At 54.8% G+C, this 14,531-nt stretch carries 12 protein-coding genes; 3 read left to right on the top strand and 9 right to left on the bottom strand.

Going from position 1 to position 14,531, the window contains the following annotated elements:
• Positions 1–186: 186 nt before the first annotated feature.
• The 9 genes from Q8O92_16605 to atpD all read right to left on the bottom strand — a co-directional run bounded on the left by Q8O92_16605 (position 187) and on the right by atpD (position 6,824).
• A complete protein-coding gene (locus Q8O92_16605; GenBank protein MDP2984941.1) occupies positions 187–1,077 on the bottom strand; it encodes a F0F1 ATP synthase subunit gamma in 891 nt (296 codons plus the stop codon).
• On the bottom strand, positions 1,064–2,626 hold the full coding sequence (locus Q8O92_16610; protein ID MDP2984942.1) for an alternate F1F0 ATPase, F1 subunit alpha: 1,563 nt from the start codon (positions 2,624–2,626) through the stop codon (positions 1,064–1,066). Before Q8O92_16610 ends, Q8O92_16605 begins: the two co-directional genes overlap by 14 nt.
• Before the next feature lie 88 nt (positions 2,627–2,714).
• Entirely contained in the window at positions 2,715–3,482 is a 768-nt protein-coding gene (locus Q8O92_16615) for a hypothetical protein (GenBank protein ID MDP2984943.1), read from the bottom strand.
• 3 nt (positions 3,483–3,485) lie between these two features.
• Positions 3,486–3,764, bottom strand: coding sequence for a F0F1 ATP synthase subunit C (locus Q8O92_16620; protein ID MDP2984944.1), 279 nt, complete (start codon positions 3,762–3,764; stop codon positions 3,486–3,488).
• A 25-nt stretch (positions 3,765–3,789) separates the two neighbouring features.
• Positions 3,790–4,461 (bottom strand): F0F1 ATP synthase subunit A, encoded by a 672-nt coding sequence (locus Q8O92_16625; protein MDP2984945.1) that lies wholly within the window; start codon positions 4,459–4,461, stop codon positions 3,790–3,792.
• A complete protein-coding gene (locus Q8O92_16630; protein ID MDP2984946.1) occupies positions 4,445–4,756 on the bottom strand; it encodes an ATP synthase subunit I in 312 nt (103 codons plus the stop codon). Before Q8O92_16630 ends, Q8O92_16625 begins: the two co-directional genes overlap by 17 nt.
• Complete coding sequence (locus tag Q8O92_16635; protein MDP2984947.1) at positions 4,749–5,051, bottom strand: AtpZ/AtpI family protein; 303 nt, start codon at positions 5,049–5,051, stop codon at positions 4,749–4,751. Before Q8O92_16635 ends, Q8O92_16630 begins: the two co-directional genes overlap by 8 nt.
• A complete protein-coding gene (locus tag Q8O92_16640; protein MDP2984948.1) occupies positions 5,044–5,433 on the bottom strand; it encodes a F0F1 ATP synthase subunit epsilon in 390 nt (129 codons plus the stop codon). Before Q8O92_16640 ends, Q8O92_16635 begins: the two co-directional genes overlap by 8 nt.
• Complete coding sequence (atpD, locus tag Q8O92_16645) at positions 5,430–6,824, bottom strand: F0F1 ATP synthase subunit beta (GenBank protein MDP2984949.1); 1,395 nt, start codon at positions 6,822–6,824, stop codon at positions 5,430–5,432. Before atpD ends, Q8O92_16640 begins: the two co-directional genes overlap by 4 nt.
• 700 nt (positions 6,825–7,524) lie before the next feature.
• Between atpD and lpdA the strand changes: the two genes are divergently transcribed.
• The 3 genes from lpdA to Q8O92_16660 all read left to right on the top strand — a co-directional run.
• Positions 7,525–8,964, top strand: coding sequence for a dihydrolipoyl dehydrogenase (gene lpdA, locus Q8O92_16650; GenBank protein MDP2984950.1), 1,440 nt, complete (start codon positions 7,525–7,527; stop codon positions 8,962–8,964).
• 11 nt (positions 8,965–8,975) lie between these two features.
• Positions 8,976–10,103 carry a hypothetical protein gene (locus Q8O92_16655; protein MDP2984951.1) on the top strand — a complete coding sequence of 376 codons (1,128 nt, stop codon included), beginning with the start codon at positions 8,976–8,978 and terminating at the stop codon, positions 10,101–10,103.
• A 603-nt stretch (positions 10,104–10,706) separates the two neighbouring features.
• Positions 10,707–14,531 (top strand): LamG-like jellyroll fold domain-containing protein (locus Q8O92_16660; protein MDP2984952.1); only part of this gene is annotated, 3,825 nt, incomplete at its 3' end.

Consider the following 14,531-nt stretch of genomic DNA (forward strand, 5'->3'; position numbering starts at 1 on the left):
AGTCAATGCAATAAAGTTGGATTCATATTCCCCCCTTAACAAGGGGGGATGCCAAAGGCAGGGGGGATTTCTTCTTCCCGGCGAATAAAGATCCCCCCGCCGCTTGAGCGGCGACCCCCTTTTTAAGGGGGTAAAAAAAACTTCAGCACCAGACATTATTTGATTGACTTAACACTAGTATTCATTTCACCTTTTTTGTCCGGTCATTGCCTCAAAACCGGCAACAATATCGAGTATCTCGGAGGTGATGGAATTCTGCCGTTCCTGGTTGTACTGCACGGTGAGCTCTTCCAGGAGGTCACGGATGTTCTTTTCCGCTGCCTGCATGGAAGAAAGACGGCTGGCATTCTCGCTGGCCAGCGACTCCACGAAAGCGCGGTACAGGACCACAAAGAAATACTGACGAATAAACGCGGCAAACAATTGCTCCCACTCCATCGTAAAGGTAGGAAGAACACGAGACGGCCACTCTCTTTTCCGGAGATCCTTTACCCATTCGGGGTCGATTTCAAGCAGGTATTGCTGCTGGGGACTGTAGGTTGCCTGGGAAAGAGGTTTGTTATAAAAAAGAACAATCTGCTCAACCTGTCGTTCCATGCGCCATCTATCAATAATTCCAAGTATTTCCTGCAAAACCCCGGTTATTCCCTCCAGGGTGCCCGGAAATGAGAGATGCTCCTCGATGTTCTGCCCTTCTTCTTCCAGCAAACCCACCATGCGCTCGCCCAGAACCAGAATGCTCAGGTCTTCAGGATTGACCTGAAGGTCGCGCAGTGTTTTCATGGCGTGAGAAACGATTTGCGTGTTGAACTGGCCCACCATTCCCTGGTCGGAGCCGTAAATAATTACACCCCAGCGGCCGGTGGATGTTCCTTCCAGGATTATTTCCGATTCCGGCCTCGCCTGAAGGAGTATCTGTAATCCCATCTCCACCGTCCGGTCATATTCGGCCAGAGATTCCACAGCACGCTCATACTGCCGTATGGCGGCTGCCGCCAGAACTTTCATGGTCTTTACCACAGACTGAAGCTCATCGGCGCTCTTGATTTTTCTTTTCAGCGACTCAAGGTTTAACATCGGATTTCTGCTCCGTCAGCGAACGTATCACCTCCCCGGCGGTATCCAGAATCGCTTTCCGATCTTCATCAGTGAGCTTTTCGCCTGCCCGGATACGACGGTTTACATCTCCGAGCCGCTCGGTGGCCGCCCGCTCGATGGCTTTTTTGGCCTCTGCAATAAGGCCGGGTGAAAGTCCGTCCAAAAGACCCTCCGTTGCCGCCAGGAGAACAGCGATCTGCTCGTGGACCGGCAGAGGCTGATACCGGGATTGCTTGAGAACTTCACGGATGCATCGGCCATGCTCAAGCGTTTTACGGGTGTTTTCATCCAGCCGGGTTCCGAACCGTGAGAATGTCTCGAGCTCCTCGAACTGGGAGTAGGAAAGGTGCAAATCCCCTGCGACCGCACGGTAGGCGGCCAGTTGAGCCTTGCCTCCCACCCGTGAAACCGACTTGCCCACATCCACCGCCGGGAGAACGCCCTCCTGGAACAGCTTTGGGGAGAGATATATCTGGCCGTCGGTGATGGAGATGAGATTGGTCGGGATATACGCCGATAAATTCTGCGACTCCGTTTCAACGATGGGCAGCGCGGTCAGCGAGCCTCCGCCTAGTTCCTCACGCAGGTGAGTTGCCCGCTCCAGGAGGCGGGAATGTATATAGAAAATATCTCCCGGATAGGCTTCCCGCGCCGGAGGACGGCGCATGAGCAGGGATATCTCGCGATAGGCGCGGGCATGGCGGGACAGATCATCATAAACGATGAGAACATCACGCCCTTTTTCCATGAAGTACTCCCCCATGGTGGTTGCGGCATAGGGAGCGACATAATGCATCCCGGCGGAATTCTCCGATGCGGCCATCATCACGATGGTGTAATCCATGGCTTTGTAGGTGCGGAGGTCCTCGATCACTTTCACCACCACAGAGGTTTCCAGCGCGATAGCGCAGTAAATGCAGATGACCCCGCTGTCCTTCTGGTTGATTATGGTATCCAGCGCGACGGCGGTTTTGCCGGTCTGACGGTCTCCAAGGATCAGTTCGCGCTGTCCACGGCCGATGGGTATGAGCGCGTCGATGGCACGAATGCCGGTCTGCAGAGGCACCGTGACCGGCGAGCGATCCATGATGGCGGGAGATTCCTGTTCGATCGACCTTCTATCGGTCGCAGTGATGGGGCCAAGACCATCGAGAGGCCTTCCCAGCGGATCCACCACTCTTCCGATCAGCGCCTCGCCCACCGGAACCGAGATGACCTGTCCAGTGCGGCGGACCTCATCTCCGGCTTCGATTTTTGCTTGTTCATCCAGAAGTACCGCCGTGATTTCCTCGCTTGCGAGATCGAATACAATCCCCCGGGCATCTCCGGGGAATCGAATCAGCTCTTCCACCCCGACATGAGGGAGACCGGACACCCGCACGATGCTTTTGCTCACATAAGTCACAATGCCGATCTCTTCCGCCTTCGGCTCCGCCCGGTGGCTCTCCAGCGCCTGATCCATTACGGAGAAAGCGTTCGTGAGGGCATCGGTAAGTTGCCGGTTGTTTGTATCCATAGCCTGTGTCATCTTTTACTCTCTATTTGCCTTTGAAGAGATAGATCCTGTTTAAAAGAAGCAGAGGGTTTTCCCCCTCTTTTGCTTGCAAGAGAGGGGGTCAGGGGGTGAGTTTTTTCCCTTCCAGCATCGCCCGGAAACAATCTTCCAGCGAGTCGATATACTGGTCCAGGCTCCAGGAGATTTTACTGCCGCCGGCTTTCAGCTCTATGCCGCCAATCAGATACGACGAACGTTCAAACCGTAAGAGCAAGCTGTCACCATACTTTTCCCGCAGGGCCGCAGTCAATCGCTCACGAATATCCGGCTGCATCTCGAACGAGCTGGAAATAATCATGTCCCCGATCGGTTTCTGGTCTGTTTCCGGCGGTTTTTCCCCCGGAACGCCCGCTACCCGGATGCGCGCGATGAAAGCGGTAATCATCTGCCGCTCCAGATCTTCATTGGCCAGGTCTTTCAATGCCCTGCGCGCGACAGCATATACCTGTTCCCCGGCGAGACTGCGAAGCTCCTTTAGAAAAAGCTCCTTCTGAGCACCGAGCAAATCCACCCATCTCCGGCGTTCCGATTCCGCCTCCGCCCGGGCATTCTCCAAGAGCTTTTTACGCTCCGCTTCTGCATCCTGCGAAGCGCGGGAGAGCAGCTCTTCACGTTTTTCCTCGAATTCCTTCTCCCGGGCGCGGAAGGATTCAGCCTCACGGTCGGCTTCCTGTTTTTTTGTGTCAGCCTCCTCCAGCCGTGCGGCGATTTTCTTTTCACGGGCGTCCATGGCTTTCCTGATCCGGTTGAACAGGAAATAGCGCAACAGGGCAATGAGGATAAGGAAGTTGACAATCTGTGCGATGAAAGTGAACAGATCCAGCTTCACAGCTCATCCTCCGGCCTTGGAAATGGCATGATTCCAAAAGGGATTGGCGAAAATCAGGATAATGGACACCACCAGGCAATAAATGGCGGTCGATTCGATCATTGCCAGCCCCACAAACAGGGTCCGGCTGATGGTGGAGGCCTCGTCAGGCTGCTGGGCAATGGCGGTCATAGCCCGCGCAACGGCAATTCCCTCGGCGAGGGCCGGGCCGATTGAACCGATGGCTATGGTTATCCCAGATGTGACAATGGAGGCTACTGCAATGAAACCTGTGGTATCCATACTCAATTCCTTTCTTTTTCTTTTTTTATTCCCCGCTCGCCTGGGTCCCGGAAGCGATGTAGACAGCGGCCAGAACGGTAAAAATGAAAGCCTGTATCTGCCCGATCAAAAGCTCGAACACCTGCATGACGATGGGCAGGAACAGGGGGACAAACAGGATCAGAACCCCGCCGATTATTGTGCCGCTCATCACGTTCCCGAAGAGACGCACCGCCAGAGCCAGTGTCCGGGAGAATTCCCCTATAATGTGAAAGGGCGCCATGAAAACAGTGGGTTTGATATAGTGCTTCAAATAGCCCCGCAGCCCCCGTCCCGATATTCCGAAAATGGGGACCGCAAAAAATACGCAGACCGCCAGCGCCCCGGTGGTGGAAATCGACCCGGTGGGAGGGTGGTAGCCCGGTACCACGCTGAGCAGGTTCGAAATGGAGATGAACAGGAAGAGGGTTCCCAGGAACGGCAGGTAACGGCCCGGCGCCTGGCGGGTGACATCGCGAATTTGATCTTCAATTATGGACACGATGGCTTCAAGGAAAGTCTGCCAGCGGGAAGGAATGGTTTCCCCGGTGAGGTTTCGGGTGGAAAGCCACGAAACCACCACAATCAGCGCCATCACTATCCAGGTAAAGAGCAGGGTGGCGTTCAGGGTTATCGGACCCCGGCTCCAGAAAATCAGAGAGTCAGGACTGATTTCCATGACAGTTTTCCTTTCTCTCCGCTTTCTGCGGACCCCAGCGGTGGGTGAGAATCGTTCTTACCAGTAAAAAACCGGCGAGGCTGACAATCACACCCGGCCACGATGCAATCCATACCGCAGCCAGGAAAATTAAGAGGCTTATCCCCATGCGCACGATAAAGCCGCCTAAAAAGAGCATCGACGGCCTGTTCGACCGTGAAAGCTGCTCCACGGTAAGCCGCAGGATGCCCAAATGCACGAATCCGAGCGCCAGCCCAAAAATAAGCGCCAGGAAGAGGCCAAAAAATTCATTCATCCCCATTCTTCTTCTCGATAATTTTTCGCTGCCGGGAGACCCAGAACCACGCATTCAGACAGCCCAGAACCGCCCCGATGAACAGAAAGGTAAGCGTCCACGAAACGCGGCTGGGCCACCATCGGTCGATCCAGAGTCCAAGAGCCACACCTCCAAGGAGGGGAACGGTTACCGACCACCCGATAATACCGAACATGCCCAGTCCGAACCAGAGCGAATGGTTAGTTCCCTCCCGGGCGCGCCGCTTGCGGGCTTCCTTCTTCGATATTTCCCCGGCAAACTTGTCCTCAGGCATTCTTTCCCCAGTCATAGAAACGGCGGACAAAATCCGCCTCCAGTTTCGCCAGAACGGACCGTGCTTTTTTCTCACGGTCATCCAGGACTTCGAATTCTTCCTCGACCGATCTCCTTAACGCTCCCAGGTCGGGGCCGCGTATTGCACGCCGGGTCGAAATCTGCACTTCTCCCCCCTGTTTCACCAGCACACCCTCGTCTAGTGCAAAAAATTCTTCCTTACCGGATAAAGAAGTGAAGGAAAGAATTCCCGGCGCAAGCGCCGCCGCAAAGTCGATGTGGCGGGGCAGAAGGGCAAAGGAGCCGTTTACTGCTTCGGCGACGATCTTTGCAGCCTCCGTTTCCAAAAACACCTCGGTGGGGAGAAGGATTTTCAGCCTCATGGCTTTTTTACCTCGTCGACCGTACCGATCATGTACAGCGCCTTTTCGGGATAATCGGCGAATTCATCGTTCAGGATTCGTTCGCAGCCATCGAGGGCATCATTCAGCCCCACCATCTTCCCGGTAAGGCCGGTGAACTGCTCGGTGGTATAAAAGGGCTGAGTAAGAAAGCGCTCCAGCCTGCGGGCGCGGTGCACCGTGCGCTGATCTTCCCGTGAAAGCTCCTCAAGTCCCAGCATGGCGATGATATCTTTCAATTCCTCGTATTCCGCCAGGGTGTGACGGATTCTCTGGGCCAGGGTGTAATGCCGCTCGCCCACGATCAGCGGGATGAGCATGTTCGACTGCGACTGGAGGGGATCAACCGCCGGGTAAAAACCCTGGCTTGAGCGTTTCCTGGAGAGTACAATCGAGGCGGACAGATGTCCGAATGTATGCACTGCGGCGGGATCGGTAAAATCATCCGCCGGAACATACACCGCCTGAATGGAAGTGATGGCCCCGGAACGGGTGCTGCAGATACGCTCCTCAAGGCCTGCCAGCTCCGTGGCCAGGGTGGGTTGATACCCGACCCGTGAAGGGATCTGCCCCATCAGCCCGGAAACTTCGGCTCCCGCCTGGATGAAACGAAAAATGTTATCTATCAGGAGGAGTACATCTAGGTGGAGGTCATCACGGAAATATTCGGCCATTGTCAGGCCGGCGTGGCCGACCCGGAAACGGGTCCCCGGCTGTTCGTTCATCTGTCCGAAGATGAGAGTCGCCTTGTCCAGGACGCCTACTTCCCGAATTTCACGGTATAACTCCTCGCCCTCACGGTTCCTCTCGCCAATGCCGCAGAAGACGCTGACTCCTTCGTGGCCGCCGGCCATGTTATGGATCATCTCCATGATAAGAACCGTCTTCCCGACTCCGGCGCCTCCGAAAAGCCCGGCTTTACCGCCCCGTTCCATGGGGGAGAGAATATCGATAACCTTGATCCCGGTCTGGAAAATCTCGGTGGAAGCCACCCGTTCGGAAAGAGGAATGGGATGGCCGTAAATGGAACGCCATTCATCTCCCTGTACATCGCCTTTACGGTCAATCGGCTCGCCGAAAACATTGAATATTCTTCCGAGGAGCATTTTCCCGACAGGCACCCGGAGCGGGATACCGGTATCTATCACAGGAGTACCCCGCGCCAGCCCGTAGGTTGGGGTGAGGGCTATCCCGCGTACCTGTCCTGCGCCGAGATGTGTTACTGCTTCGACCACCACATTCCTGTTTTGGCCGGTCTCCAGCCGGTTTTGGATTTTCGGGAGATGCCCGGGGAAAAAGGCATCGACCACGCTGCTTCGTACCGCGGTTACAATGCCCATTTCCGGTGGTTTCGTTTGTTCAAAATTCTGCATATATTTCCATAATTATTAACAATTAGTTAAACAGCTATGTCGTTATGTAAGCTAAGGTGATCATCCGAAGGTTAATCCCCCCTACCCCCCATTTTATGGGGGAAAAAGAAAGTTGTTCCTATTACTGTGTAAACAGTTATTAGGATTTAACAGAACCCTCTTCCTAAATTCCCCCCTTAACAAGGGGGGATGCCGAAGGCAGGGGGGATATTTACAGACACAAGAGCACTCAATTTCTCTTATTTACTGTATGTTGCTGACTTGACGACATAACCAAAATTAGTTATTCTGAAATTGTTACAGTACTATTTTTTCTAAACTAATAAAAATTACCAGGTAAATCAAGTCGAATTTATCTGATTCAGACACGAACACCTGTCTTTTCACAGACCGGATGGTATTTCTGAAACTCTGCCGTAGCATCTAGTGTGCTGTTGTTTTATATTTCTAAAAATGCTTATCGGTTGACTCCGAAAGGGGTGTGTTTGCATTTAGTAAAGATAGCCCCCTTCCGGCCTTTTAGGCCACCTTCCCCCCTACGGGGGGCAGGAAAAACATGTGGCGCCTTAACTTCCCTTGCCCCCATTTATGGGGGAAAGGGATCGAGGGTAAGGGGGCTTGAGCAGGTGAGATGAGCTATTTCGATAGGCGTTTTTTAAAAATTGATCAGGTATAGACTTTTTTTTAAAAAGGTTTTACTGTGCGTACAAATGTTGTTATCATAGGAGCCGGTCCCGGCGGGTATATCGCTGCCATACGGGCTGCACAGCTTGGCGCAGCGGTCACCATAGTGGATCGCGACAATGTGGGAGGAACCTGCCTCAACCGGGGCTGTATTCCCACCAAAGTCATGAAAGCCACCGCAGAACTGTTTCACACCATGAGCCGGGCAGCGGACTTCGGGATCACCGTGGAGGGAAAGATTCATGTGGACATGGGGAGTGTGCTTGCCCGGAAAGAGACGGTGGTCCGGAATCTTGTAAACGGGGTTTCAGGGTTGTTCGAACGGTATGGAATCCGGTACCTGCATGGCGCAGGACGGATAGAAAAAAACCGTAAGGTAGTGGTGCTCGACCCCGGAGGAAAACCGACCGAGCTTGACTGGGATCGTCTCATACTGGCGATGGGAACGGTTCCGCAGGCGCTGCCCTCCCTCCCTTTCGACCGTCAATGGATTCTTTCAACTGACGAGGGAGTGAACCTCCGGGAGATACCGGAATCGGCGCTCATCGTCGGCGGGGGAGTGAACGGCTGCGAATTCGCTTCCATTCTTGCCGCGCTCGGCACGAAAGTCACCCTGGTGGAGGCTCTCTCACGTCTTCTCCCGGTCCAGTCGATAGATGAGGATACCTCCTCGATACTTGAGCGGGAGATGAAAAAGCAGAAAATTACGGTTATTCTGAACCGGATGGTTGAAAAAGCCGCTCTATATAACGGGAAGGTGCAGGTAACCCTCGGCCCTTCCCGCTCGCCTCTGGCATCGAGCCCGAAAGACCGTGAGCCGCTGACTTTCACTGTGGACAAGGCGCTGGTCACGGTGGGACGGCATCCGCTCACCTCAGATATGGGGCTGGAGAATCTGGATGTCCGCACCGATTCGCGGGGCTGGATACCGGTGAATGAGAGGATGGAAACCAACATCCCCGGAGTTTATGCCATCGGCGATGTCCGGGGGCCTTCGAAGCCGATGCTCGCTCATGTGGCTTCCGCCGAAGGTCTGGCAGCCGCGGAAAATGCCCTGGGCGGAGACAAGATCATGGATTATCGGGTTGTTCCATCGGCCATTTTCACCACGCCCGAGGCGGCCAGTGTGGGCCTCGCCGAAAAAGAAGCCCTTGAGCAGGGATACAAAACCCTCGCCGAAACCTTCCTCTTCCGCACCCTGGGCAAGGCGCAGACCATAGGAGAGATAGCCGGCCAGGTGAAGATTGTTTTCGAGGACAGCGGGAAAATTCTCGGAGTGCACGCTGTGGGGCCGCACGTCACAGATCTCATTGCCGAGGGAGCGCTGGCGCTGTCCCTGAATGCAACCGTGAAAGATTTAGCCTCCACCATCCATGCGCATCCGACCTTATCCGAGGCGTTCATGGAAGCGGCTCACAGCGCCATCGGCGTCCCGCTCCACAAACCGCCCAGATGAAAGGATTTATCATGGACAACCTTCAATCCGATATGAACCGGAACCCAAAGGAATATCCCGCCCGTCGTCGTTTCATCGCCGCCGCCGCCGCTGGTCTGGCGGCGGGGCTTTCCCCGGATTCATCAGCCGCTCCGGTGAAGAGCTCACGGAAGCTTCGCATCGGCGCGCTCTGCGTGGGTGACGGTTCCTTCTGGGCCTACTCCTGGGGCGACATACTCTCTCCGGACGGAAAACCGGTGAATCGCGGAACCCTGGAAACGGGGGCGCTGAACATGGAGGTGACCCATGTATGGGACATAAATCCGAAGGAAGCGGAGAAATTCGCCGCGCTCATGGGGGCAAAAACGGTCAGGCGGTACGACGAGATGGTCGGACAGGTGGACGGCGTCGCGTTCGGCGGATTTTTCGAAATCCCCTGGCAGCACCGGCTCGCACGGCCGTATATCGAGGCCGGGATTCCTACCTACCTGGGACGGCCGTTCGCCTATTCTCTCCGCGACATCGATGCCCTTCTCGACCTGGCCGCGAAACACAATACCCCGATCATGGCCACCGATATCTACGAGCATCTCTACGGCGTCCGTACACTCCAGGGGAAATTGAAGAACATCGGGAAAATAGAGTGTGTGAACGGCACCTGTCTCACCAACGACTATCCCATGCGTTTCCATGTCCTCTATATGGCGCCAAAGATATTCGGCTTCGACATACAAAAGGTCTCTCTCTTTACCGATGACCCGAACGCCAGCACCTACCTTGTCGGCGCCCTGCTTTTCAAAGGCGGCGGCGGCCAGCCCCCGTTCCCCTGCACCATGTCCATGACCCCGACAGGAGACCTCTACTCGTTTGTTGTCTCCGGAACCTCAGGGATCGAAACCGAGCGCCTGCCGCAGTTCCCGAACTGGCGGGACGACCTCATCGTCCACCACCTGCCGAAGCTTCTGGACATGCAGCGCACCTTCGAAGGAAAGAGCTATGAGCCGCTCGACATCATCCGCAAAAAAACGGAATTGTTTCTGACCGGCTTCTTTTCAGCCACTGAGCGCGGAGGCGCCCCGGTAGATGTGGGAACAGTCCCGGTGGATTGGCGCGCCCGCCCGGCGAGGCCCGACTGGGTAAGCGAGGCGGTGTTCAAATAAACTGTCTGAACCTTGATTTGCATGATTATGGGATTAACCTGATTAGATGCCGAAACGAATTCGGCATGACACGTGTCGGCCTGGACGTAGTAATCGTCCGCCAGTTCGTCGATGCGGACCTTCCCGCCGTTTTTTCATTCCCCTTTCAGTAATTGATTATGTGCTCTAAAGCAAAATAGCAGTGATAACCCGGATTATTCACAAACTTGCTATGATATTTTTCTAACTCTTTATTAAACAAATACTTATTATTAATTATTGAGTGCAGCCCCCTAAATCCCCCGAAGGGGGACTTTTCGCGGTAAAGATGAAAATGTGAAGGTGTAACTTTTTTTAAAAAACCAATTAAGCCTTGTATTGCAATCTTTTAAGTCCCCCTTTGGGGGATTTAGGGGGCTGTAGTTTTAACGTTAACAGAGACTAAAATCTCTTTTACATGCATAATTCGGGATAAAAGTCTACCCTGCAATTAAAGAAAAAAAGCGGTGTATGAAAGGCGAAATATATTGTTCTTTTGTTCGGCGGTCACAAATTGCTATATTTTCTCATATCTCCTGTAGAAAAAATAACGTTCCAACCTGACGGTTCACCGGAGGAATCGATATGAAACAAGGTTCTCTTTTACAGCGGATTGTCTTGCTCTCTGCTTTGATGGCGCCCGGAACGCTTTTATCCGGAACGGTGCTGCACTTTTCTTCTGCTTTTGCCTATGATGCCAAGAATCCCGGCCTCATCTTTTACCTTTCCGGTGACAAGGGATTTACCGCCGATTATGCGGCCGGGGGAGACCCGGAGCCCAATTTCCTCCGCGATGTGAAGATTATCCCCAACGGGGCGAAAGGCCCGGGCTTCCAATGCGAGAACACCCAGCTCATGTCGTACTGGGCGCCCGGGAACATCTATGCCGAGCGGGGTACTCTTGCCTTCTTCTGGCGGTCGCGTGATCCGGTGGGGAAAGTGCAGTTTCCGATCTTCCGGGTGGGGTATGCCGACCACTCCAGTTGGGACATGGTCTGGCTGCGCATCGATTATAACGGGAACGGTTTCGATGCCTTTGTCACCGACGCCAACCTGGGCCGCGCCCGGGTATCCTATGCCATGCCTTCCTTCCCAAAACCGGACCAGTGGGTTCATCTAGCCCTTGCCTGGGATGAAACACAGGGTATACGGTTCTATGTGAATGGTGCCCTTGCGGCCAAAAAGGATACCACCGCGGTATTCTACACCGGCCTGGATCAGTTCGGGCCGCACTCAAGGATTATCAGTCCCTACCAGGTGCAGAGCGAATACAACTTCAAACGCGGCGGAGACATAGATGAAATCCTCATCTATGACCGGATGCTTTCACTGGAGAACATCTCAGGCCTGTCAAAAGGTGAAATCCCGGCAGATATACCTTCTCTCGTCCGCGACCTGAACAATCCAACCTGGCGTAATGAATGGTGGCTCAGGTATGGATGGAACCGGCCGGGCGATGTTCCCCCTGCTCTTTTTGAGCGCACTGTGTCCGTCCGCAAGGTGGAGATACATGATGTATACGATCTGAAACGCTGGTGGTGGAAAGGAACCGACGGCATCCGTGAGACCACATGGCCCGGCGTTTACAACCGATCGCGCATCATCGGGCGCAACGATTATTTCCAGCTCCCGGACTGGGACTGCTACTCCACTTCCGGCAAATCGGTTACCTTTTTCATGTCCGATGAGCCCTGGAACCACCTTGAAATCTCCGGCGCAGCTTTCGGCGCAATGTCTCTTTTATCCTTTGACAAGGAGAAACAGGCGAATACGGAGACGGTTCTGTTCAGCCGCCCGAAAAACCAGGAAAAAACATTCCACCGCCTGGTTCAGCCGGTCACCGGCCAGAAAATCCGGTTCGACAATATCGAGCAGGAAACTCCCATAGGGGAGCTTTCCGCCTGCTATGTCTCCGGCGGGAAGGAGCCGCAGGGAATCTACCGGCTTTCCTACACGGTCACCGGGAAAGCCGAGCCGGACAACGGCAATTTGGAGTCCCTCGTCCGGTTCATCAACGGCCGCTATATGGCGGATGAGCGCTCGATCATGGTCGCCCTTCCCGGCGGCGCGCCCCGCACGCCGAAAAAAACCGCTCCCGCCGCGAACATGCTTCCCCTGGTGCATATACTCATCCCCTGCGAGTTCCGGGGCGGGATCGTCCAGAAAGATTACACCCGGTTTTCCTACACCTGGGAAAATATGAACGCCGGGCTGGACGGCATCGCCATCGATATCCCTCCACTTTCGGTGAAACCGACCCACGGCGAGTATTTTCCCATGAATATCCAGGTGAAAGACCCCATCTGGCCATACCGCAATCTCTTCGATTTCACCTTCTCGGTCAAACCGGGCGAGGCGAAAACGCTCTGGATGGACACCCGCGACCGTATCCTCCCCAACGGAAAGAGCCTCTATCTCACCATCGCCGGGGCGGGCGCCGATTTCGGACCTGCCTCCCTGGAAGGCGCCCAGATACGGCTGGTGTTCAAGCCCCGCAAGGACGCCGCTCCCGAGCATGAAATGGACCGCTTCACCCAGGTGCGCGACAATTACGCACACCTGGTGGAAGAGTATCCCAACTCGCGGCGGCTGAATCTTTTCACCCGGTTCGAGACGGACGCCGCCGATCTCCTCAGGGTGAACCCGGATCATTACCCCGGCCTGAATTACTGGTACGACAACAACAAGGAGCAGGCTCATCCCCCATTCGTCCAGCCTGCTGCGCCGCTGGGAGTTCCGCTCTGGGCGTTCCGTCAGGTGGAAGACCTGCGCTACCTGAAACGCTTTGTCAACTGGTGGATCGACAACCGTCAGATCGAGAACGGCGAACTGGGCGGCGGGCTTTCCGATGACGGCGACCTGACCAACTGGTGGCCCGGCGCGGCGCTCATGGGCTGCACCCCGGAAAAGATCAAGGATTCAGTCCTCCGCGAGATGGATGCATTCTACAACAACGGCATGTTCACCAACGGACTTTCCACCATTCAGACTGACGAATTGCATACGTATGAGGAAGGAATCGAGGTTCTGCCGCAGGTCATGCTTCTCGATTACGCGAACCCCAAAGTGGTCGAACGGATCATGGAAACATCCAAAGCGCTTGAAAGGATTACCGGCATCAACCAGGCCGGACATCGTCATATCCGTTCAAGTTATTTCAGCGGTACGAAAATAGCGGAAGAGGGCGTCTGGGAATGGATCAAGCCCTATTCTCACCTGGTGCTGCATCCGGCGCTGGCGCTGGTGGAGTTTAACGGGAATCCCCGGGCGAAGAAGCTCCTGCTTGAACTGGCCGACGGTATTCTTGCTCACCGTAAGAAGGATGCGCAGGGAAATTTCACCATCGACACCACAATAAATTTCCGTACAGATGAGGGAATCCCGGCCGGACTCGGCGCTCTCACCCACCTTTTTTACGCGGCCTGGCGCTGGACGGGTGATGGGAAGTATCTCCAGCCCCTCCTCGATGCAGGGCCGGGCGTTCTGGGTTCCATAGACGGCAATGCGCTGGATACCATGGGTAAACGCGATACCTGGGGCCGGCAGATTGCAGCTTCAGTCACTCCGCAATCCGGCTCCGATCACTATCGTCATATCGCCTGGCAGGTTACCGGGAACAAACAGAACCTTGAAAATTACTATGCCGACCAGATCGAGGCCGCGGCCCTCAGGGAATATATCAATACCGAGGGGTCGCTATGGACTGACCGGGTAACTGTGGCAAACAGCGAGCTTCAGCGGTCACGGCTGGGAGGTGTTGCCATTGTGCGCCTGGCCATCTATCCAGGTCATGCTGTGAGTTGGAAATTCAAAGCTCCGGCTACCGATGAGAGTATGGCCATCCTCATCCCGAATGCTACACCGACCGGGATGAAGATCATCGCCTATAATCTTGACAGCATTCCGGTTCAGGCCGTCATGACCGCCTGGGATATAGAGCCTGGCTCCTGGGAGATCACCCAGGGAATCGACACCAACAATGACGACAATCCTGAGTTTGATCCCGCAACCAGAATTGTAGATTTGGAGCGCACCGGCAGCCTGGACATCACTTTCGCTCCCCGCGCCGCCACCGTGATCACCCTGCAGTTGAAATCGAAGGGGACTCCTTACTGGGAGCGCCCCGATATCGGCATTGGTAAGGATGATGTGACAGTGCAGGGAAATACGGTGAAAGTCCGGGTACACAGCCTCGGCGCCGCCGATGCACCGGCGACCACGGCTGTCATCCGGGACAGGAGCGGGAAGGTCATCGCCTCCGCCCCGGTTCCCGCTCTGAAAGCTCCGGTTGACCTGCTTCCTAAAACCGCTGAGGTTGCCTTCAAGATACCCACCGGGATCGATTTAGACGGAGGTGAAGTTTACCTTGACCCTGACCGGAAAATAAAGGAAATTACAGTATGCAACAAT

The organism is Candidatus Latescibacter sp., from assembly GCA_030692375.1.
In the GTDB taxonomy this organism is placed as follows: Bacteria; Latescibacterota; Latescibacteria; order Latescibacterales; family Latescibacteraceae; genus JAUYCD01.

Excerpts from the sequence above, each read along its gene's own strand:
- Q8O92_16620 (MDP2984944.1), bottom strand. The coding sequence starts at position 3,764 with ATGGATACCACAGGTTTCATTGCAGTAGCCTCCATTGTCACATCTGGG.
- Q8O92_16625 (MDP2984945.1), bottom strand. The coding sequence starts at position 4,461 with ATGGAAATCAGTCCTGACTCTCTGATTTTCTGGAGCCGGGGTCCGATA.
- atpD (MDP2984949.1), bottom strand. The coding sequence starts at position 6,824 with ATGCAGAATTTTGAACAAACGAAACCACCGGAAATGGGCATTGTAACC.
- Q8O92_16640 (MDP2984948.1), bottom strand. The coding sequence starts at position 5,433 with ATGAGGCTGAAAATCCTTCTCCCCACCGAGGTGTTTTTGGAAACGGAG.
- Q8O92_16635 (MDP2984947.1), bottom strand. The coding sequence starts at position 5,051 with ATGCCTGAGGACAAGTTTGCCGGGGAAATATCGAAGAAGGAAGCCCGC.
- Q8O92_16630 (MDP2984946.1), bottom strand. The coding sequence starts at position 4,756 with ATGAATGAATTTTTTGGCCTCTTCCTGGCGCTTATTTTTGGGCTGGCG.
- Q8O92_16655 (MDP2984951.1), top strand. The coding sequence starts at position 8,976 with ATGGACAACCTTCAATCCGATATGAACCGGAACCCAAAGGAATATCCC.
- Q8O92_16605 (MDP2984941.1), bottom strand. The coding sequence starts at position 1,077 with ATGTTAAACCTTGAGTCGCTGAAAAGAAAAATCAAGAGCGCCGATGAG.
- Q8O92_16610 (MDP2984942.1), bottom strand. The coding sequence starts at position 2,626 with ATGACACAGGCTATGGATACAAACAACCGGCAACTTACCGATGCCCTC.